Genomic DNA, 21,410 nt, shown 5'->3' with positions numbered 1-21,410 from the left:
ACATTGCGTTAACTAGGGCAGAATGTTGCGTGTGGACAGCATCGACCAGCGAATCATTTCGTGTCTCATGGCCAACGCCCGTTCCAGCTACGCGGAGATCGGCAAGGAGGTAGGTCTGAGCGCTCCCGCGGTGAAGCGGCGGGTGGACAAACTGCTGGACACGGGGGTGCTGCGGGGGTTCACGGCCGTGGTGGACCCGGAGGCTCTCGGGTGGGGTACCGAGGCGTTCGTCGAGGTGCACTGCAAGGGGAACGTCGCGCCGCACGACATCCAGCACCGGCTGGAGCCGATGGCCGAGGTCAGCGCCGCCTACACGGTGTCGGGGGCGGCGGACGCGATCGTGCACCTGCGGGCCGCGGACATCCACCACCTGGAGACCGCGCTGGAGCGGCTCCGGGCCGTCGAGATCATCGACAGGACCGTGTCGACGGTCGTGCTGTCCCGGCTCCTGGACCGGCCGCTGGCGCCCTAGGGTTCGGGGCATGGCTGAGGTTCTGCTGGAGTACGACGAATCCGTCGCCGTGATCACGATCAACGATCCGGAGCGGCGCAACGCACTGACCATCGACCTCTCGCAGGAGCTGGCGGACAAGGTCGGGGAAGCAGAGCAGAACGCCAACGCGCTGATCATCACGGGTGCGCCGCCCGCGTTCTGCGCCGGCGCGGACCTCACCCAGCTCGGCAACTCCAAGGACGAAGGCCTCAAGAAGATCTACAAGGGCTTCCTCGCGGTGGCCGACGCCAAGATCCCGACGATCGCCGCGGTCAACGGCGCTGCGGTCGGCGCCGGGCTCAACCTCGCGCTGGCGGCGGACGTGCGGATCGCCGGGCCCAAAGCGAGGTTCGACGCCCGGTTCCTGCAGCTCGGCATCCACCCCGGCGGCGGTATGACGTGGATGTTGCAGCGGATCACCAACCGGCAGACCGCGACGGCCATGACGCTCTTCGGGCAGATCCTGGACGCCGACCAGGCCGTCGCGCACGGGCTGGCCTACGCCAGGGCCGAAGACCCACTGGCAGTAGCAAAAGAGCTGGCCAGGGTATCTGCCGAGGCCCCAGCTGAACTCGTCCGGACCATCAAGGCCACGATGCGCGTGACCGATGTTCTCGACGACCACGCGGAAGCGGTGGAGACCGAGCTGACACCACAGGTGGTTTCGATCGACACTCCAGAGTTCGCTGCGAGGCTTGCCGCGATGAAGGCTCGGATCAGCGGGCGGTAGGTGTTACCTTGGGTAACAGGTATCGAGGGTGACGTCTGCCGCATTCGGGTATCCGCTGGTAGCGCTGTGCTTACCGTCTAGTTAAGGACCCGGTGCGGCAGATGGGACAGTTCGTCTCGCCTGGTGGTACACGGCCCGTCTCGCAGGCGGTCCTGGCGACTACCCTCGTGGTGGGGCACGGCCACCCTTGGAGAGAGGTATCGGCGTAGGAATGAGCACTGAGACTCGCAAGCTGGATCGCGTTGTGATCCGCTTCGCCGGCGACTCCGGTGACGGTATGCAGCTCACTGGAGACCGGTTCACGTCGGAAGCGGCGGCGTTCGGCAACGACCTCGCCACGCAGCCCAACTTCCCCGCCGAGATCCGCGCACCACAGGGCACGCTGCCCGGTGTGTCGTCGTTCCAGCTGCACTTCGCCGACTACGACATCCTGACGCCCGGCGACCGTCCCGACGTTCTCGTCGCGATGAACCCCGCCGCGCTCAAGGCGAACGTCGTCGACCTGCCGGACGGCGGCATCCTCATCGTCAACACCGACGAGTTCTCGAAGCGGAACCTGACGAAGGTCGGGTACGACTCGAATCCGCTCGAGGACGACTCGCTCGAACGGTTCCAGGTCCACAAGGTCGCCATGGCGACGCTGACCATCGGCGCTCTCGAAGAGACCGGCCTCGGCAAGAAGGACGCCGAACGCGCGAAGAACATGTTCGCGCTCGGCCTGCTGTCGTGGATGTACCACCGGCCGACCGAGGGCACGGAACGGTTCCTGCGCGAGAAGTTCGCGAAGAAGCCCGACATCGCCGAGGCCAACGTCCTGGCGTTCCGCGCGGGCTTCTACTACGGCGAGACGACCGAGGCCTTCGCCGTCACCTACGAGGTGGCGCCCGCGAAGCTCAACGTCGGCACGTACCGCCAGATCACCGGCAACACGGCGACGGCGTACGGCATCGTCGCGGCGGCGCAGCTGTCGGGCCTGCCGGTCGTGCTCGGCACGTACCCGATCACGCCGGCGTCGGACATCCTGCACGAACTGAGCAAGCACAAGAACTTCGACATCACCACGGTGCAGGCCGAGGACGAGATCGCGGGCATCGGCATCGCCCTCGGCGCGTCCTACGGCGGTGCGATCGGCGTGACGTCGACGTCCGGCCCCGGCATCGCGCTGAAGTCCGAGACCATCGGCCTCGGCGTGATGACCGAACTGCCGCTGCTCGTGATCGACGTGCAGCGCGGCGGCCCGTCCACCGGTCTGCCGACGAAGACCGAGCAGGCCGACCTGCTCCAGGCGATGTTCGGCCGCAACGGCGAGTCGCCGGTGCCGATCGTGGCGCCGCAGTCCCCCTCGGACTGCTTCGACGCGGTGGTCGACGCGACCAGGATCGCGCTGAAGTACCGCACGCCGGTGCTGTTCCTGTCCGACGGCGCGATCGCGAACGGCTCCGAGCCGTGGATGATCCCCGACGTCGAGACGCTGCCGGACCTGACGGTCGAGTTCGCGACGGATCCGGAGAACTTCCAGCCGTACTCCCGTGATCCGGAGACGCTGGCCCGTCCGTTGGCGGTGCCCGGCACTCCTGGTCTCCAGCACCGCATCGGCGGTCTGGAGAAGCAGGACATCACCGGCAACATCTCGTACGACCCCGACAACCACGACAAGATGGTCCGCCTGCGCCAGGCGAAGATCGACGGCATCGAGGTGCCGGACGTCGTGGTCGAGGACCCGGACGGCAACGCGAAGGTCCTGGTCGTCGGCTGGGGTTCGTCCTACGGCCCGATCGGCGCGGCGGCACGCCGGGTCCGCAAGCTCGGCCTTCCGGTCGCGCACGCGCACCTGCGGCACCTCAACCCGTTCCCCAAGAACCTGGGTGACGTGCTGAAGTCGTACGAGAAGGTCATCGTGCCGGAAATGAACCTCGGCCAGCTGGCGTTGCTGCTGAGGGCGAAGTATCTGGTGGACGCCGTGTCGTACACCAAGGTGCAGGGCCTGCCCTTCAAGGCGGAAGAGCTGCAGGACGTGCTCGCTGACGTGATCAAGGGGGTGTCGGCGTGACTGCGATCGACATCGGACTCCCCGGCCTGACCGGGGTTCCGACCACTGACGAGAAGCAGACGGCCAGGGACTACAAGTCGGACCAGGAAGTTCGCTGGTGCCCCGGCTGTGGCGACTACATCGTGCTCAACACCATGCAGTCGTTCCTGCCGTCGCTGGGTCTCAAGCGCGAGAACATCGTGTTCGTCTCGGGCATCGGGTGCTCGTCCCGCTTCCCGTACTACATGAACACCTACGGCATGCACTCCATCCACGGCCGTGCGCCGGCCATCGCCACGGGTCTCGCCGTGGCACGGCCGGACCTGAGCGTGTGGGTGGTGACCGGTGACGGTGACGCGCTGTCCATCGGCGGCAACCATCTGATCCACACGTTGCGCCGCAACGTGAACCTCAAGATCCTGCTGTTCAACAACAGGATCTACGGCCTCACCAAGGGCCAGTACTCGCCGACCTCGGAGCCGGGCAAGGTCACCAAGTCGACGCCGATCGGTTCGGTCGACCACCCGTTCAACCCGGTGTCGCTGGCACTGGGCGCGGAGGCCTCCTTCGTGGGCCGGGCGCTCGACTCGGACAAGGCCGGTCTCACCTCGGTGCTGCGCCAGGCGGCGGAACACCGCGGCTCGGCGCTCGTCGAGATCTACCAGAACTGCCCGATCTTCAACGACGGCGCGTTCGACGTGCTGAAGGACGCGGACGAGGCGCAGCGGCGGATCATCAACGTCGTCGACGGCGAGCCGATCAGGTTCGGTCGTGAGGGCGAGTACTGCGTGGTGCGCGAGGGCTTCGGCCTCGCGGTCGCGAAGTCCGCCGACGTCGACGCGAGCGACATCGTCGTGCACGACGCGTCGGACCTGAACCTGTCGTTCGCGCTCTCGCGGCTGTCGACGCAGGACCTCACGCACACCGTCACGGGCATTTTCCGGCGGGCAGACCGGCCGACGTACGACGACGGAGTGCGCGCGCAGGTCAACGAGGCCAAGAACGCCAAGGCCGCGGACCTGAGCAAGCTGTTGCACGGCAAGGACACCTGGACCGTGGTCGGCTGACCCCGGAACCACTCGAAGGCCCCCACCGAACGCGGTGGGGGCCTTTTTGTCACCTCTTGTGCGAGCGGCGGTCGTAGGAGACCGCGTAGATCGTGCTGCGGGCGGCCAGCACCGGGTCGTCCGACAGCTCGATGCCGGACACCAGCGAGGTCGGGTCGAACACCTGCGACTGCCAGTACTCCTGGTCCGGCGCCTCCCCGATGATCTCGATCCGGCCGACGTCGACGGACCGGCGATCGTCCGGCCACGCCACCGTCGAGTCGTGCGTCGGGTCACCCGGCTCGCCGAACGTCACGCGCAGCACGAACGAGATCGGCAGCCGGTCGCGCAGTTCCTCGGTGAGGTGGTGCGGGGTCCACGACGAGGGGTCGGCGGCGTCGACGATGCCCGCCTCCGGCACCCACGAGTAGCGGATCGGGCGCACCACACCGGCAGCGTCACGCCACAGGAACGCGTGGATGGCCCAGTACTGCGTGGTGCCGTAGCTGTCCGGGATCGCGATGGTCTTGGCCGCCACCAGCGCGGGACCGACGGTCGGGTGCGCGCCGACGAACGACTTGATGTGCGGCACGGACGGGTCGCGGGCATCGGTGTCCGCCTTGGCGGCCTTGATGAACTCCACGAACTCCTCGGGTGTCGCCGCGACGAACCGCTGCACGTTCACCATCACCAGGTCGGTGTTGGTGCCGTCGGCGAGGTGGAACTTCGTCGCGAACCCCCGCACCGACCGGTCGCTGTCGAACGCGTGCGGGTCGGCGTCGGTGTGCGAGAGGCGAACGGTCGCGCGGACCGGCGCGCCCTGCAGGTGCGGGGCGGTCGTGAACGGCGCCGCGGCACCGTTGGGCGTGAACACGGCTTCGTAGACGAAGCCTCGGGCGTGGGCGCGGCGGAAGCCGTGGTGGGTGCCCTTCAGATCCTCGATCGAGTCCACGATGGTCGAGGAGATCTGGGATTTCGCCAGCTCGGATGACATGCGTCGAAGCTATCGACGCACGTCATCCGCAGCCAGAACAGCGTTCCATTTGGCGGTGATCGTTCAGGGAGCGGGTCGGAAGCCGGCCTTCTCCGCGTCCGCCTCGGTGCGGAACCACACGTCGGCCCGTGTCGCCACGAAGTTCGCGGAGCCCTCGGCGTAGTAGCGGCGACCGGTCAGCGTGGCCTTCACCGAGAAGTCCGCGGCCGGCGCGTGGCCGTCCGACTTCGGCAGCACCGAGCCAGGACCGAACGGCGAACGCGGGTTGAAGCCCTCCGGCTGCTGGAACCGCGCCCCCGACGACGGACCGCCGGCGGGAGTGCCGTTCGGACGGCCCCCGGTGGACGGCGAGAAGCCGACCGGACGGGGACGGGCCGGGAGCGCCGCCGCGGGGGTGGGCTGAGGTTCCTGCTTCGGTGACTCGAACGCCGAGAACGCCGGGAAGCTCTGCTGACGCTGCGGCGTGGTGCGACGGGCCTCGCGGATCGGCAGGCCCGCCTCGGTGTGCCGCGGCGGCAGGTCCTCGATGACCGGTTCGGGGTCCGGCTCCGGAGGGGCGGCGAGCAGCGGCTCGCCGCTCGGCACGAACTTCGGCACGAACGGCTGGTCGTTGCTCGTGTCCGGCACCGCGCGGGTCTGACCGAGAGCCGGCAACGGCTCGTCGGCGTCCAGCAACGGTTCGAACAGCGAACGCGGGGCTTCGGCGACCGGGGCCGGTGGCGCCACCGGTGCGGCGGGGGCCTCGATCCCGTGGGAGAACGCGGCACCGACAGCACGCGGGGTGCGTTCCTGGACCTCGTCGAGCTCGACGCGCGGCTCGAACGCCGAGAACGGTGCGGGCGCCGGGGCACCGGGCGTCGAGAACGGCTGGGAGAACAGGGACTGGGAGTAGGTGGGCTCAGGCTCGTAAGCGGGCTCGGGCTCGACGAACTCCTCGAAGACCGGCTCAGGCTCCTCGCGCAGCGAGTGCGCGGATTCCTGCGCGGGCTCCGGCTCCGGTTCGGGTTCCGGCTCGGCCTCGGGCTCCGTGAACGCCTGTTCCTCGGCCAGCGTCGACTCGAAGACGCCGTTGCGGACGCTCGGCGCGTCCAGGTCGATCGGTTCGACGACCGGCTCGACGATCGGCTCGATCAGGCCGGTCTGCTCGGCCGGCGACTCGGGCTCGACCTCGTGCGCGGGCTCGGTGAAGCCGTCCAGCTGACCGGAGATCTCGTCGCGCAGGCCGGGGTACTCACCGGTGAGGTCGTTGTCCGGCCAGCTGCTCTCCTCGACGGCGATGAACGTCGTCTGCTCGGAGCGGGTGCCGGTGGGCTCGTCCTCCTGCTCGGCGGCCTCGTCGAGGAACGCCTCCTGCTCCTCCTGGCCCCACACCTCGCGCGGCTGGTAGATGAAGTCGTCGGCCTGCTCGTCCACCTCCGGCCCCGCGGTCGGCTGCGCGGCAGGGGCACCGGGCTCGGCGACCGGCTTGACCGTCGGCACGTACGACGTCTGCTCGGACGGGAGCTCAGGCTCGTCGTCGAAGTCCGCGGCCTCCAGGCCGGAGAGCTGCAGGACCGTCGTCTGCTCGGCCGGCGTCTCGGCGGGGACGTCCTCCGGCCCGAGGCGCTCGAACAGCGACCTCGGACGGTCGTCGTCGGCGTCGGCGAGTGCCTTCTGCTCGGCCAGCTGCTCCTCGAAGCGGCGCTGGGCCTCCTCCGGCTCCAGGTACTGGCGGACCGGCGCGGCAGGCTCCTCCTCGACCTCGGGCTGGGCCTCGAACGTCGTGGTCTCGTACGGCGCACTCTCGTACGGCGCACTCTCGTACGGCGCACTCTCGTACGGCGCGGGCTCTGGCTCCTCCACGACCGGGGGTGGCGGCGGAACCGGGAGCGGCGCCGGAGCGGGAGCCGGCACGGGCTCACCGAAGTAGGCCGGCGGCTCCGCGTACGGCGCGGGCGCGGGCGGAAGCGCCGGAACGGCCGTGGGCGGCGTCAGCACGTCGTCGCTCAACGAGCGCGGCGGCGCGTCCCACTCGACCTCGAAGTCCTCCGCCGCAACGGTCGCCACGACCGGCGACGCCGACCTGCGCGCGTCGAGAAGTTGATCATCGAGGTCGGCGATCTGCTTGCGTGCGGGGCGCACCATCACCATCCAGGTGAGCAGTACTCCCGCAACGAAGGACAGCAGGCTCCACAGCCAGACCTGCCCGAAGATGTTCACGGGTAAGCCCCTTCTAAGACCACACTCCGACCTCACTCACTCGGAAGGGTGAGCAGGGCCAAACTACAGTGCCTTTGATGATGCTCCGTCACTACGCCGTTCAGCGCAAATAACGGGTGGAAAGCCCAGCGTAGAGTGGGATTTTGTGCCCCCTCTGACAACCTCGGCCGCTACTTCGCCAGAAGTTCACACCCAGGGGCGAGGGCTCACCTACGGCGCACTCGCGTACGTCCTTTGGGGCCTGTTCCCGGCGTACTGGCCACTCCTCGTACCTGCCCAGCCGATCGAGGTGCTCGCACACCGGATCGTCTGGTCGTTCGTCACGCTCGCCATCGTCGTCATGATCCTCCGACGGTGGCGACCTTTCCTCGAACTATCCGGAAAAGGCTGGCTGATCGTTACCGCAGCGGCCGTGTTGATCACGGTGAACTGGGGCACCTACATCTACGCGGTCAACGCCCAGCACGTCGTGGAGGCCGCGCTCGGCTACTTCATCACGCCGTTGGTGAGCGTCGCGCTGGGCATGATCTTCCTGAAGGAACGCGTGCGGCTGCCGCAGACCGTAGCGATCGCTGTGGTGATCGTCGCTGTGATCGTGCTCACCGTCGACTACGGCAGGCTGCCGATCATCTCGCTGGTCCTCGGCTTCTCGTTCGGCGTCTACGGCCTGCTCAAGAAGAAGGTGCCGCTGGACTCCATCACCAGCCTCACCGCGGAGAGCGCCGTGATCGCTCCGATCGCGCTCGTCTACCTGCTCGTCCTCGGTGGTGCGAACACCTTCACCACCGAAGGCACGGGCCACACGCTGCTGATCCTGAGCACCGGCATCGTCACGGCGGTCCCGCTGGTGCTCTTCGGCGCGGGCGCGCAACGGATTCCGCTGATCACGATGGGCATGCTGCAGTACCTCGCTCCGGTGCTGCAGTTCGCCTGGGGCGTGTTCGTGGTGCACGAACCGATGCCGGCCAGCAGGTGGATCGGGTTCGGCCTCGTCTGGCTGGCGCTCGCGATCTTCACGGTCGACGCGATGAAGAACCGGCGCAAGCAGGCGCTCGCGCCGGTCAGCTGATCACTAGCGAGAGCGCTCCACGACGTACACGGCGAGGTCTTCGAGGGCGTCCCGCGCGGCGCACTCCGGCAGCTTGCTCAGCTCCGTGCGGGCCCGGTCCACGTAGTCGTCGAGCATCTCGCGCGACTTGTCCATGCCCGCGGACTTCCGCAGCAGGGCCAGGGCCTCGTCCACCAGCTCGTCCTCGGTGATCGGCTCCGCCAGCAGCTCGGCGAGCCGCGTCTCGGACGGGTCCGCCAGCGCGTAGAGCATCGGCAGCGTCTTCACGCCCTCGCGCAGATCCGTGCCCGGCGTCTTGCCGGACGTCACGGACGGCGAAGCGATGTCGATCACGTCGTCGGAGATCTGGAACGCCGCCCCGATCACCTCGGCGTACCGGCGCAGCGCGTCCGTCTGCTCCTCGGTCGCGTCGGAGAACATGCCGCCGAACCTGGCCGCGGTGGCGATCAGGACGCCCGTCTTCTCCTCGATCACCGTGAGGTAGTGGGAGATCGGGTCCTCGTCCGGCTTCGGCCCGACGGTCTCGCGCATCTGACCGGTCACCAGGACCGAGAAGGTCTCCGCGATGATCCGCGCCGCGTCCGTGCCGAGATCGGCGGTGAGCCGGGACGCGTGGGCGAACAGGAAGTCGCCCGTCAGGATCGCGATGCTGTTGTCCCACTTGACGTTCGCGGAGACCGCTCCGCGCCGCATGGTCGCCTCGTCCATGACGTCGTCGTGGTAGAGCGTCGCGAGGTGGGTGAGCTCGACCACAGCGGCCGCCTTGATGACCTTTTCCCGGTCCCAGTCGGCGCCGAACTGCGATGCGAGGAGTGTGAAGAGCGGGCGGATCCGCTTGCCGCCCGCCTCCACGAGGTGCAGGGACGTCTCCGTGACCGGGTGGAACTCGCTCTGCACGACTTCGTGCAGGATCTGCTCCACCTCGGCCAGGCCGTCCTGGACTACCTGAGTGAGCACGGGGTCCACCAACGCGAACCCCGGTCCCTCATGCTCGCTACTGGTCACACCAGCAGCCTACGTACACCTAGCTGAGGAAGGAGCCGGTACCCGCCCAATCGAGCACGAACGTGGGCCACAAACCCAGCACCAAGGTCACCACGGCGCCCAGCGTGATCGCGATCGTGGTGAACGCGCCGGGCACCGTCACGGTCGGGCCGTCCGGAGCCGGGTCGCTGAAGTACATCAGCACGATCACCCGCAGGTAGAAGAACGCCGCGACGGCCGAGGCCACCAGTGCGATCACCACGAGCGGCGTCAGGCCGGCCTCGATCGCCGCGCTGAACACGACGAACTTGCCGATGAAGCCGGACGTCAGCGGAATGCCGGCCAGGGCCAGCAGCAGGAACGTGAAGGTGGCCGCCACGATCGGCGACCGCTTCGCGAGACCCGCCCACTGCGACAGGTGCGTCGCCTCGCCGTCCGAGTTGCGGACCAGCGACACGATGCCGAACGCGGCGATCGTGGTGAAGCCGTACGCCAGCAGGTAGAACATGGTCGCGCTCACACCGGGTGCGTCGCCTTCCGGCGTCAGCGCGATGGAGCCGATCAGCAGGAAGCCCGCGTGCGCCACCGAGGAGTACGCGATCATGCGCTTCACGTCGGTCTGGGTGAGGCCCAGGATCGCGCCGATCACCATCGACACGACCGCGACGCCGTAGAGCACGCCACGCCATTCCCACTGCGTGTTCTCGAACGCGACCGTGAGCACGCGCAGGATGCCGCCGAACGCGGCGACCTTGGTGCACGCGGCCATGAACGCCGTGATCGGCGTCGGTGCGCCCTGGTACACGTCCGGGGTCCAGGCGTGGAACGGACCGACGGCGGCCTTGAACAGCAGGCCCACCACCAGCAGGCCGAAGCCCGCGAACAGCAGCGTGTCGGAACGGTCCGTGCCGCCGGCCGCGGTCGCGATGGCCGAGAGCTTCACCGAACCCGCGTAGCCGTACAGCAGAGCGACGCCGTACAGGAAGAACGCGGAGGCGAAAGCGCCGAGCAGGAAGTACTTCACGGCCGCTTCCTGCGAGAGCAGGCGACGGCGGCGAGCCAGGCCGCACAGCAGGTACAGCGGCAGCGACAGGACTTCCAGCGCGATGAACATCGTCAGCAGGTCGTTCGAGGCGACGAACGTCATCATGCCGCCGAGCGCGAACAGCGTGAGCGGGAAGACCTCGGTCTGCATGCCGGTCTTCGTCGCCTGCGCGCGGTCCTGCACGGTGCCAGGACGGATCGCGGCCTGGGCCACGAATGCGCCACCGGGCTCCACCGAACGGTCGGCGATCAGCAACACCGAGCCGAATCCCAGCACCAGCAACGTGGCCCACAGGAACAGCGACGGCGAGTCGACCGCGATCGCGCCCGCCAGCGTCGCCACGCCCTGCTCGGGAGGCTCCGACGTCGCGTAGACGATCAGTGCGCCAACGGCACCGACCAGCGTCACGAGCGTGAGCACGAGCTGCACGGCCCACCGCTGATGCTTGGGCAGCAACGCTTCCAGCAGCACGCTGACGCATGCCGCGCCGAGCACGATCAGCAGCGGCGCGATGGCGCCGTAATGGATCTCCGGCGCCTCGATCTGTTGCGCCTGAGCGACGAGAAGGTTCACGTCACTTGCCTTCCTGCACGGTGACCGGGTCGGTCACGCCGACCTCGGTCAGCGTCGCCCCAACGGTCGGGGTGATGACGTCGAGCACCGGCTGCGGGTAGAACCCGAGCGCCAGCACGATGACAACGAGCGGTGCCAGCACTGCGATCTCACGCTTGTCGAGGTCGCCGATGGTGGTCTTCTTCTCCGGGTCACCCACGGCACCCGGACCGGCCGCCGCACCGATGAGCGCGTCGCCGCGCAGCGGGCCGGTCATGATCCGCTGGTAGAGCCACAGCACGTAGAGCGCTGCGAGCACCATGCCGACCGTCGCGATGATCGTGAACACCGGCTGCGTCGGGAACGAGCCGATCAGCACCAGGAACTCCGAGACGAACGAGTTCGTGCCCGGCAGCGACAGCGTGGTCAGACCCGACAGCAGCAGCATGCCCGCGAGCAGCGGGGCCACCTTCGACATGCCGCCGTAGTCGGCGATCAGCGACGAACCACCGCGCGCGATCACCATGCCGACCACGAGGATCAGCATGCCGGTCGAGATCGAGTGGTTGAGCATGTACGACACCGAGCCCACGCCTGCCTGCGACGTGAACGAGAAGATGCCGAGCGCGATGAAGCCGAAGTGGGCGATCGAGACGTAGGCGAGGAACCGCTTCATGTCCCGCTGGCCCGTGGCGAGCAGCGATCCATAAAGGACACCGGCCACCGCGAGCACGAGCACGTACGGCGCCAGGTTCTTCGACGCCTCCGGGAACATCGGCAGCAGGTAGCGCAGCATGCCGAACGTGCCGACCTTGTCCAGGATGCCGACGACGATCACCGTCACGCCGATGGGCGCTTCGGCGGCCGCGTCGGGCAGCCAGGTGTGGAACGGCACGAGCGGCGCCTTGATCGCGAACGCCAGGAAGAAGCCGAGGAACAGCCAGGTCTGCGTCGTCGAGTCGGCGTCGCTGACCACCTTCACCAGCGTCGCCCAGTCGAACGTGCCCTTGCCCAGCTCGTCCGACGCCATCGCGTAGGCGCCGATCGCGGAGGCCAGCATGATCAGGCCGCCGAGGAACGAGTACAGGAAGAACTTGACCGCCGCGTACTGCCTGCGCGCGCCGCCGTAGCCGCCGATCAGGAAGTACATCGGGATCAGCATGACTTCGAAGAGCACGTAGAACAGGAAGACGTCGGTGGCGGCGAACACCGCGACCGTCACGGCCTCCTGGATCAGGATCAGCGAGAGGTACCCGCCCTGCGAACGGCCGGCGGGCAGCTTCTCCGTCCAGCCGGCACCGATCACCAGCGGGATCAGCAGCGCGATGACCGCGATCATCACCAGCGCGATGCCGTCGATGCCGAACTGCAGCCGCACGCCGAAAGCCGGGATCCAGTCCACGCCCGAGGCGAGCTGGATGCGGTCGCCGTCCGGGTCGTAGGCGGCCCACAGCAGAACGGCGAGCACGAGCTCGACGAGCGAGAACGCCAGCGCGACGAGCTTGGCCTTCTTGTCGTCCTTGCGCAGGAACGCCACCACCAGCGCGCCGACCAGCGGCACCACCAGCAGTGCGATCAGAACCCAGGTCACGAGAACCTCACCACCAGGAGCGCTCCGAGCACGAAGATCGAGCCCAGCAGCATGGACAGTGCGTAGGAGCGGACGAACCCGGTCTGCAGCCTGCGCAACCGGCCGGAGCTACCGCCGAGCAGCGCCGCGGTCCCGTTGACCAGACCGTCGACGCCCTTGAGGTCGAAGAACACCAGCGCGCGGGTGAGCCAGGTGCCCGGCCGCGCGAACAGGGCCTCGTTCAGTGCGTTGCCGTAGAGGTCCGCACGGGCAGCGCGCACCGGCCAGGACACCCGCACCGGCCGCTCGACCGGCTGCTTGCGCCGGCCGAAGAGCAGGAACGCGAGACCGGCGCCGACGAGCGCGAGCACGACGGTCAGGATCCCGACCATGCCGTGCGAGATCACGCCGTGCTCTTCCTTCAGCTCGCCCAGCGAGGGCTCCAGCCAGCCGGCCAGACGTCCGCCGGAGGAGAGGAACCAGCCGCCACCGATCGAGCCGACCGCGAGGATGATCATCGGGACGGTCATCGTCAGCGGGGACTCGTGCGGGTGGTATTCCTTGCCGTCCTCGGACTTCAGTTCCTTCCAGCGGGGCTTGCCCAGGAAGACGAGGATCAGCAGGCGCGTCATGTAGAACGCGGTCAGCGCGGCACCGAGCAGTGCGACACCACCGAAGACGTACGGGCGCCAGCCCTCCCCGGTGAACGCCGCCGCGATGATGGCGTCCTTCGAGAAGTAGCCCGCGAACGGCGGGATGCCGATCAGCGCGAGGTAGCCGAGCGTCCAGGTGACGAACGTGATCGGCAGGAACTTGTAAAGCCCGCCCATCCTGCGGATGTTGCCCTCGTCGTTCATGCCGTGCATGACCGAACCGGCACCGAGGAAGAGCCCTGCCTTGAAGAAACCGTGCGTCAGCAGGTGCATGATGCCCAGCGCGTAGCCGATCGGGCCGAGGCCCACCGCGAGGATCATGTAGCCGATCTGTGAGACCGTCGAGTACGCCAGGACCTTCTTGAAGTCGTCGTAGGCGCAACCGATGATGCAGCCGATCAGCAGCGTGACAGCACCGATGATCATGACGACCAGGCGGCCGTCCTCGCTCAGGTTGTAGAGCGGGTTGGAACGGGCGATCAGGTACACGCCCGCCGTGACCATCGTCGCCGCGTGGATCAGGGCGGACACCGGGGTCGGGCCGGCCATCGCGTCCGGCAACCAGGCCTGGAGCGGGAACTGACCGGACTTGCCGCAGGCGCCCAGGAGCAGCAGCAGCGTGATCGCGAGGACCTCGGCGCTGGAGAACTCGCTGACCCGGCTGAAGACCTCGGTGTACTGCGTGGTCCCGAGGCGGTTGAACATCATGAAGATCGCGATGGCCAGACCCAGGTCACCGACGCGGTTCATCAGGAAGGCCTTCTTGGCCGCCGATGCCGCTTCCGGCTTGTACTGGTACCAGCCGATCAGCAGGTACGAGGCGAGACCGACGCCCTCCCAGCCGAAGTACAGGGTCACGAAGCCGTTGCCCAGCACCAGCAGGAGCATCGCGGACACGAAGAGGTTGAGGTAGGCGAAGAACTTCCGCCTGCCTTCCTCGTGCGCCATGTAGCCGATCGAGTAGATGTGGATCAGCGAGCCCACACCGGTGATCAGCAGCACGAACGTCAGCGACAGCGGGTCGATCCGCAGTCCGAACGCGACGGTCAGCGCGTTGACGTCGATCCAGTTGAACAGGTGCAGGTTCTGCACCCGCTCCTCTGCGTTCGAGATGCCGATCGTCGAGAAGAACAACGCGAGCGCGTAGCCGAACGACGCCAGCAACGTGGCGCTGCCGAGCAGGTGGCCCCACTTGTCGGCGCGCCTGCCACTGACCAACAGCACCGCCGCACCGAACGCGGGCAGCGCGAGCAACAACCAGGCGAAGCTCGCGACCCCGCTGGCGACAACAGGTTCCGTCACCGGTGACCCCTCAGTACTTCAGCAGGTTCGAGTCGTCGACCGAGGCCGAGCGACGCGTCCGGAAGATGGACATGATGATCGCGAGGCCGACGACGACCTCCGCGGCGGCGACGACCATCACGAAGAACGCCATCACCTGACCGTCGAGCGAGCCGTTGATCCGCGCGAACGTCACCAGGGTCAGGTTGACCGCGTTGAGCATGAGCTCGACGCACATGAAGACCACGATGGCGTTGCGGCGCACCAGAACGCCGACGGCGCCGATGCTGAACAGCAGTGCCGACAGCAGCAGGTAGTACGTGGGAGTCACGACTCACTTCCCTTGAGCGCGTGCGCGTCGGCCTCGTGCCCGGTGCCGGCCACGTCGGCGACGTCGTCCGACAGCGTGGACTTGTCGGTCGCCTCGATGACGTCGAACAGCGACTCCTCCGACACGCTGCCGTCGGGCAGCAGGGCGGGGGTGGCCACCGAGTTGGCGGTGGCGAAGACGCCAGGGCCCGGCAGCGAGCCGACCCGCCTGCCGTCCTGGAAGCGCTCCTCGACGAGTTCCTTCTGCGTCTTCTTGGCGGGCTTCCCGTCGCGGCCGACGAAGGCCAGGATCATCGCGCCGAGGGCGGCGGTGATCAGCAGCGCCGACGTGAGCTCGAACGCGAACAGGTAGTCCGTGAAGAGCTTCTGGCCGATGTTGCCGACGTTGCCGCCGTTCGTGGTGTTCGCCTCGGCGAGGCCGCGGGCGTCGACACCGTTCAGCGCGCGGCCGACCGAGCCGACCAGCAGCACGGCGAACCCGATGCCGAGCAGCGCGGCCGCGAGTCGCTGGCCGCGGATCACTTCGACGACGGAGTCCGAACTGTCGCGGCCGACCATCATCAGCACGAACAGGAACAGCATCATGATCGCGCCGGTGTAGACGATGATCTGCACGAAGCCGAGGAACGGCGCCTGCTGGATCATGTACAGCACACCGAGGCTGAGCATCGTCACGACGAGCCACAGCGCGGAGTGCACCGCGTTGCGCGCGAAGAGCATGCCGAGCGCGCCGGCCAGCGCGAGCGGGCCGAGCACCCAGAACGCGATCGCCTCGCCCGTGGTCACGGTGTCGACCACGCGCTGCACGGGCTCCGGCTGCTGGGCGAGGAAGGTCAGGAAGCTCACTTCTGCTTCCCCTCTTCCTCCAGAGCAACCTTCGCGAGCTGCGGGCCGTTCACGTAGTAGTCCTGCTCGTTCTCACCGAGCCGCATCGGGTGCGGCGGCTGCTCCATGCCGGGCAGCAGCGGAGCGAGCAGGTCCTCCTTGGTGAAGATCAGGTCCTGGCGGTTGTCGTCGGCGAGCTCGTACTCGTTCGTCATCGTGAGCGAACGGGTCGGGCACGCCTCGATGCACAGGCCGCAGCCGATGCAGCGCAGGTAGTTGATCTGGTAGTCGGCGCCGAAGCGCTCACCGGGAGAGAACCGCGCCTCCTCGGTGTTGTCACCACCCTCGACGAAGATCGCGTCCGCCGGGCAGGCCCACGCGCACAGCTCGCAGCCGACGCACTTCTCCAGCCCGTCCGGGTGCCGGTTGAGCTGGTGACGGCCGTGGAACCGCGGCGCGGTCACCTTCTTGACCTCGGGGTACTCCTCCGTCACCACCTTCTTGAACATGGTGCCGAAGGTGACTCCGAAGCCTTTCAGGGACTCGAACATCCCTACTCAGCCTCCTTACCGGTGGTGACGGCTGCCGTCTCCTTGGGGAGCGTGGCAACCTTGACCTTGCGTTTCGGCGCGGCCTTGGGAACGACGAGGTCGAGGGGCGGCACGGGGAAGCCGGAACCCGCGAGCGGAACGCCCTTGGTGTCCTGGACCTTCTTGTCCGGCAGCAGGAACGAGACCAGCAGCACGAGGCCGACGATCACGCCGAGCGCGATGAGCCGCTGTGCCGTGGAGAGCTGCTGGATCGCGCCGGTGCGGATGACCGCCACGGCCATGATCCAGACGAGGCTGGTCGGGACCAGCACCTTCCAGCCCAGCTTCATGAACTGGTCGTAGCGCAGGCGGGGAAGCGTGCCGCGCAGCCAGATGAAGAGGAACAGGAAGCCCAGCGTCTTGATGACGAACCAGAGCAGGCCCCACCAGCCGCTGTTCATGAACTCACCGCTCCACGGGGCGTGGTAGCCGCCGAGGAAGAGCGTGGTCGCGAGCGCCGAGACGGTCACCATGTTCACGTACTCGGCGAGGAAGAACAGCGCGAACTTCAGCGAGCTGTACTCCGTGTGGAAACCACCGACGAGCTCCGACTCGGCCTCGGGGAGGTCGAACGGGGCGCGGTTGGTCTCGCCGACCATCGACACGACGTAGATCGCGAAGCTGGGGAACAGCAGGAGGCCGAACCAGCCCGGCGCGAACCCGAGCACGGTGGTCGCCTGCGCGCCGACGATGTCACCGGTCGACATCGAGCCGGTGAACATGATCACCGCGACGATCGACAGGCCCATCGCGATCTCGTAGGAGATCACCTGTGCCGCGGCGCGCAGCGAGCTCAGCAACGGGTAGGGCGAGCCGGAGGCCCAGCCGGACAGCACGATGCCGTAGACGCCGATCGAGGAGCAGGCGAGCACCACCAGCACGCCGACCGGGAGGTCGACGAGCTGCAGCGCGGTCTGTTCGCCGAACAGGTTGACCTCGCCCGCGAGCGGGATCACCGAGAACGCGAGGAACGCGGGGATGCAGGAGATCACCGGCGCGAGGAAGAAGACCCACTTGTCCGCGAGGACAGGCCGGATGTCCTCCTTGAACGCGAGCTTGAGACCGTCCGCGAGCGACTGCAGCCAGCCGTTCGGGCCCACTCGGTTGGGGCCGGGACGCTGCTGCATCCGCCCCACGACCTTGCGCTCCCAGTTGATCATGAACAGAGTCATGACCACGAGGAACGCGAAGATCGCGACGACCTTGATCAGGATCAGCCAGAACGGGTCGTCCGCGAGCAGCTTCGCGGTCTCGCCGATCTCAGCCGCGTGGATGTGCTGGGTCATTACTTCACCCCACTGACGGAGACGATCGAACCGTGGCCCGCGCCGAGCGTGCGGCGCACGGTCACGTCACCCGAGTTGGTGGGCAGCCAGATGACGCCCTCTGGCAGGTCGTCGGTCTCGACCGGGAGCGTGATCGCGCCACGCTCGGTGGAGACCGTCACGAACCCGCCGGACTCGAGGCCGAACTGCCGCGCGGTGGTCTCCGCGACCTTCGCGACGACCGGGCGAGCGGTGCCGGCGAGGTGCGGTTCGTCCACCTGCAGCGAGCCGTTGCCGAGCAGGCGGTGCCACGTGGCGAGCACGGCCTTGCCCGCGCCGGCCGGGGACACCAGCGGCGCGGCGACGTTGAGCGAGGAACCGCTCGGCGTCCCCTCGCCCAGGCGGGCCAGGTCGGCGGCGGAGGCTGCGGGCGTCTGCGTGAACAGGTCCGCGTCCATCTCCACCGCGAGGGTGTCGAGCACGCGGCAGTCCGACAGCGAACCGGCGGCTTCGAGGGTCGCGCCGAACTCACGGCGACGGCCCTCCCAGTTGAGGAAGCTGCCTGCCTTCTCGACCGTCGGGGCGATCGGGAGCACGACGTCGGCGTACGCGGTGACCGCGCTCGGACGGAGCTCCAGGCTCACGATGAAACCAGCGCCGGCCAGGGCCTTCTCCGCGAGCCGCGGGTCGGGCAGGTCGAACGGGTCGACGCCGCCGACCAGCAGGCCGGACAGCTCACCGTTCGCGGCGGCTTCGAGGATGCCCGTGGTGTCGCGGCCCGGCGTCGCGGGAAGCGAGCCCTCCTCGACGCCCCAGGTGCGCTCGACCTCGGTGCGCGCCGCGGCGTTCGCGACGTGGCGGCCACCGGGCAGCAGGTTCGGCGTGGCACCGACCGCGAGCGCGCCGCGCTCACCGGCACGGCGCGGGATCCACGCGACCTTGGCGCCTGTGCGCTCGGCCAGCCTGGCGACCGCGGAGAACGCGCCGGGGATCTCGGCGGCGCGCTCGCCGACCAGGATCACCGCACCGGGCTTGCCGAGCAGGTCGACGACGTCGGAAGCGTGCTCCGGCAACGCGTTGAGGGCGTTCGCCTCGGCACCGGGCACGCAGGCGAGCAGCGTGCCGTAGGTCTTCTCCACGGCCGGGGTCGTGTACTGGCCGAGGTGGAAGACCTTCGTGGTGCCCTTGCGAGCGGCCTTGCGCAGGCGCAGGAAGACGATCGGCGCCTCTTCCTCTGGCTCGAACGCGACCAGCAGCGCGGCCGGTGCGGACTCGATGCCCTGGAAGGTGACTCCGTTGTCCGGGTTGGTGAACACCGTGGTGCCGGACAGGAACTCCAGCTCCTCGGCGCTGTGCGGCCGGGCGCGGAAGTCGATGTCGTTGGTGTGCAACGCGATCCGGGCGAACTTCGAGTACGCGTAGGCGTCCTCGACGGTCAGCCGGCCACCGGTCAGCACACCGACGCCGTTGGCTTCGCGAGCAGCCGTCAGACCGGCGGCCGCGACCTGCAGCGCCTCGGTCCAGGACGACTCGCGCAGCTCACCGGACTCGGCGTCGCGGACCAGCGGACGCTTGATGCGGTCACCGGTCGTGGCGTAGCGGAAGGCGAACCGGCCCTTGTCGCAGATCCACTCCTCGTTGACCTGCGGGTCGTCGCCGGCGAGCTTGCGCTGCACCTTGCCGCGCCGCCAGTCGGTGCGCTCGGCGCAACCCGACGAGCAGTGCTCGCAGACGCTCGGCGTCGACACGAGGTCGAACGGCCGGGCGCGGAAGCGGTAGGCCGCCGACGTGAGAGCGCCGACCGGGCAGATCTGGATGGTGTTGCCGGAGAAGTAGCTCTGGAACGGCTTGTCCTGCGCCACACCGATCTGCTGCTGCGAGCCGCGCTCGAGCAGTTCGATGAACGGGTCGCCGGCGATCTGCGCGGAGAACCGGGTGCAGCGCTGGCAGAGCACGCAACGCTCGCGGTCGAGCAACACCTGCGTGGAGATGTTGATCGGCTTCGGGAACGTCCGCTTGTGCTCGTGGAAGCGGGAGTCGCTGCGGCCGTGGGCGATCGCCTGGTTCTGCAGCGGGCACTCACCGCCCTTGTCGCAGATCGGGCAGTCCAGCGGGTGGTTGATGAGCAGCAGCTCCATCACACCCTGCTGGGCCTTGTCCGCGACCGGCGACGTCAGCTGGGTCTTCACGACCATGCCGTCCGCGACCGTCATCGTGCAGGAGGCCTGCGGCTTCGGCATGGGCCGGCCGCCCATCTCGACCTCGACGAGACACTGGCGGCAGGCGCCCGCGGGCTCCAGCAGCGGGTGGTCGCAGAAGCGCGGGATGACCGTGCCGAGGCGCTCGGCCGTGCGGATCAGCAGCTCGCCCTTGGGCGCGATGACCTCGACGCCGTCGATGACGAGCTTGACGTGTCCTTCTGGGACAACGACTTCAGCCGTCGTGGGCTTGTCAGGCGCGATGGTCATGCGTTCGCTCCAGCCAGGACCTTGGAGTTCTGGTCGCACAAGGCGAGGAACTCGTCCTTGAAGTACTTGATGCCACTGGTGATCGGGCTGACGGCACCGTCACCGAGTGCGCAGAACGAGCGGCCGAGGATGTTGTCGCAGACGTCGAGCAACGTGTCGATGTCGCTCGCCGTGCCGTTGCCCGCCACCATCCGCTGCAGGATCTGCACGAGCCAGTACGTGCCCTCGCGGCACGGCGTGCACTTGCCGCACGACTCGTGCTTGTAGAACTCCGTCCACTTCATGACGGCCCACGGCACGGACACGGTCTCGTTGAAGAGCTGCAGGGCGGTGGTGCCCAGCATCGAACCGGCCTCGGCGGCACCCTCGAAGTCCAGCGGCACGTCGAGGTGCTCCGCGGTGAACATCGGCGTGGACGAACCACCCGGCGTCCAGAACTTCAGCGGGATGCCGTCCTTCATGCCACCGGCCATGTCCAGCAGCTGCCGGAGCGTGGTGCCCATCGGCGCCTCGTACTGGCCGGGCCGCGTGACGTGGCCGGACAGCGAGTAGATCTTCGGACCGGGTGAGCGGTCGCGACCCATCTCGCGGAACCAGTCCGCGCCACCGTTGACGATGAAGGGAACCGACGCGATGGTCTCGACGTTGTTCACGACAGTGGGCGACGCGTAGAGGCCCGAGGTCGCGGGGAACGGCGGCTTGAGTCGCGGCTGGCCACGACGGCCCTCCAGCGAGTCGAGCAGCGCGGTCTCCTCGCCGCAGATGTACGCGCCGGCGCCGGCGTGGATCACCACGTCGAGGTCGAACCCGCTGCCGAGGATGTTCTTGCCCAGGTAGCCCTTGGCGTACGCCTCGCGCACCGCCGCGTTGAGGCGGCGGATGCAGTGCAGGACCTCGCCGCGGACGTAGATCGCCGCGAAGTTCGCGCGGATGGCGAACGACGTGATGATCACGCCCTCGATCAGCGAGTGCGGGTCCGCCATCATCAGCGGGATGTCCTTGCAGGTGCCGGGCTCGCCCTCGTCGGCGTTGATGACGAGGTAGTGCGGCTTGCCGTCGCCCTGCGGGATGAAGCCCCACTTCATGCCGGTGGGGAACCCCGCGCCGCCGCGGCCGCGCAGTCCGGAGTCCTTGCACTGCTGGATGAGCTGGTCCGGGTGGGCCGTCAGCGCCTTGGGCAGGGCGGTGTAGCCACCGGTGCGCTCGTAGGTCTCGATGGTCCAGGACTTGGGCTCAGTCCAGCGCTTGGTGAGAACAGGAGTCAGCGGGTCAACCATTGGTGTTCCC

17 protein-coding genes are annotated in these 21,410 nt (G+C 68.2%); 5 read left to right on the top strand and 12 right to left on the bottom strand.

Features of this window, described 5'->3' with window-relative positions:
- Positions 1-31: 31 nt before the first annotated feature.
- The 4 genes from OG205_RS35520 (at position 32) to OG205_RS35505 (ending at position 4,319) form a co-directional block, all read left to right on the top strand.
- On the top strand, positions 32-472 hold the full coding sequence (locus OG205_RS35520; RefSeq protein ID WP_035913697.1) for an Lrp/AsnC family transcriptional regulator: 441 nt from the start codon (positions 32-34) through the stop codon (positions 470-472).
- Between the two features lie 10 nt (positions 473-482).
- Positions 483-1,223, top strand: a complete 741-nt coding sequence (locus OG205_RS35515) for an enoyl-CoA hydratase (RefSeq protein ID WP_330272264.1) — start codon at positions 483-485, stop codon at positions 1,221-1,223.
- A gap of 211 nt (positions 1,224-1,434) precedes the next feature.
- Entirely contained in the window at positions 1,435-3,273 is a 1,839-nt protein-coding gene (locus tag OG205_RS35510; protein WP_319976844.1) for a 2-oxoacid:acceptor oxidoreductase subunit alpha, read from the top strand.
- Positions 3,270-4,319, top strand: a complete 1,050-nt coding sequence (locus OG205_RS35505; RefSeq protein ID WP_330272263.1) for a 2-oxoacid:ferredoxin oxidoreductase subunit beta — start codon at positions 3,270-3,272, stop codon at positions 4,317-4,319. Before OG205_RS35510 ends, OG205_RS35505 begins: the two co-directional genes overlap by 4 nt.
- Before the next feature lie 49 nt (positions 4,320-4,368).
- Here the strand turns inward: OG205_RS35505 and OG205_RS35500 are convergent, their stop codons facing one another.
- Together OG205_RS35500 and OG205_RS35495 are read right to left on the bottom strand one after the other, a co-directional pair.
- Positions 4,369-5,292: a catalase family peroxidase gene (locus tag OG205_RS35500; protein ID WP_330272262.1), complete on the bottom strand. Its 924-nt coding sequence runs from the start codon at positions 5,290-5,292 to the stop codon at positions 4,369-4,371.
- A gap of 63 nt (positions 5,293-5,355) precedes the next feature.
- Positions 5,356-7,491 carry a sunset domain-containing protein gene (locus tag OG205_RS35495; RefSeq protein ID WP_330272261.1) on the bottom strand — a complete coding sequence of 712 codons (2,136 nt, stop codon included), beginning with the start codon at positions 7,489-7,491 and terminating at the stop codon, positions 5,356-5,358.
- A 145-nt stretch (positions 7,492-7,636) separates the two neighbouring features.
- Between OG205_RS35495 and rarD the strand changes: the two genes are divergently transcribed.
- Positions 7,637-8,560, top strand: a complete 924-nt coding sequence (gene rarD / locus OG205_RS35490; RefSeq protein ID WP_330272260.1) for an EamA family transporter RarD — start codon at positions 7,637-7,639, stop codon at positions 8,558-8,560.
- Between the two features lie 3 nt (positions 8,561-8,563).
- On the opposite strand, the gene OG205_RS35485 is transcribed toward rarD, so the two are convergent.
- The 10 genes from OG205_RS35485 to nuoF are packed head-to-tail and all read right to left on the bottom strand — an operon-like array spanning position 8,564 to position 21,400.
- Positions 8,564-9,565: a polyprenyl synthetase family protein gene (locus tag OG205_RS35485; protein WP_442916630.1), complete on the bottom strand. Its 1,002-nt coding sequence runs from the start codon at positions 9,563-9,565 to the stop codon at positions 8,564-8,566.
- 19 nt (positions 9,566-9,584) lie between these two features.
- On the bottom strand, positions 9,585-11,162 hold the full coding sequence (gene nuoN / locus OG205_RS35480; RefSeq protein ID WP_330272259.1) for an NADH-quinone oxidoreductase subunit NuoN: 1,578 nt from the start codon (positions 11,160-11,162) through the stop codon (positions 9,585-9,587).
- Between the two features lies 1 nt (position 11,163).
- Positions 11,164-12,732 carry an NADH-quinone oxidoreductase subunit M gene (locus OG205_RS35475; RefSeq protein ID WP_330272258.1) on the bottom strand — a complete coding sequence of 523 codons (1,569 nt, stop codon included), beginning with the start codon at positions 12,730-12,732 and terminating at the stop codon, positions 11,164-11,166.
- Positions 12,729-14,666, bottom strand: a complete 1,938-nt coding sequence (nuoL, locus tag OG205_RS35470) for an NADH-quinone oxidoreductase subunit L (RefSeq protein WP_330272257.1) — start codon at positions 14,664-14,666, stop codon at positions 12,729-12,731. Before nuoL ends, OG205_RS35475 begins: the two co-directional genes overlap by 4 nt.
- 10 nt (positions 14,667-14,676) lie before the next feature.
- Positions 14,677-14,976: an NADH-quinone oxidoreductase subunit NuoK gene (nuoK, locus tag OG205_RS35465; protein WP_109628915.1), complete on the bottom strand. Its 300-nt coding sequence runs from the start codon at positions 14,974-14,976 to the stop codon at positions 14,677-14,679.
- Positions 14,973-15,821, bottom strand: coding sequence for an NADH-quinone oxidoreductase subunit J (locus OG205_RS35460; protein WP_442916629.1), 849 nt, complete (start codon positions 15,819-15,821; stop codon positions 14,973-14,975). The genes nuoK and OG205_RS35460 overlap by 4 nt, the downstream gene beginning before the upstream one ends.
- On the bottom strand, positions 15,818-16,351 hold the full coding sequence (gene nuoI / locus OG205_RS35455; RefSeq protein ID WP_330272256.1) for an NADH-quinone oxidoreductase subunit NuoI: 534 nt from the start codon (positions 16,349-16,351) through the stop codon (positions 15,818-15,820). The genes OG205_RS35460 and nuoI overlap by 4 nt, the downstream gene beginning before the upstream one ends.
- Before the next feature lie 2 nt (positions 16,352-16,353).
- A complete protein-coding gene (gene nuoH, locus OG205_RS35450) occupies positions 16,354-17,649 on the bottom strand; it encodes an NADH-quinone oxidoreductase subunit NuoH (protein ID WP_330278297.1) in 1,296 nt (431 codons plus the stop codon).
- Positions 17,650-17,675: 26 nt separating this feature from the next.
- Positions 17,676-20,123, bottom strand: a complete 2,448-nt coding sequence (locus OG205_RS35445; protein WP_330272255.1) for an NADH-quinone oxidoreductase subunit G — start codon at positions 20,121-20,123, stop codon at positions 17,676-17,678.
- Complete coding sequence (gene nuoF / locus OG205_RS35440; protein WP_330272254.1) at positions 20,120-21,400, bottom strand: NADH-quinone oxidoreductase subunit NuoF; 1,281 nt, start codon at positions 21,398-21,400, stop codon at positions 20,120-20,122. The genes OG205_RS35445 and nuoF overlap by 4 nt, the downstream gene beginning before the upstream one ends.
- Positions 21,401-21,410: the final 10 nt, after the last annotated feature.

The sequence above is a fragment of the Lentzea sp. NBC_00516 genome (genome assembly GCF_036346835.1).
Lineage (GTDB): Bacteria > Actinomycetota > Actinomycetes > Mycobacteriales > Pseudonocardiaceae > Lentzea > Lentzea sokolovensis.
This window is presented reverse-complemented; position numbering and strand designations above follow the sequence as displayed.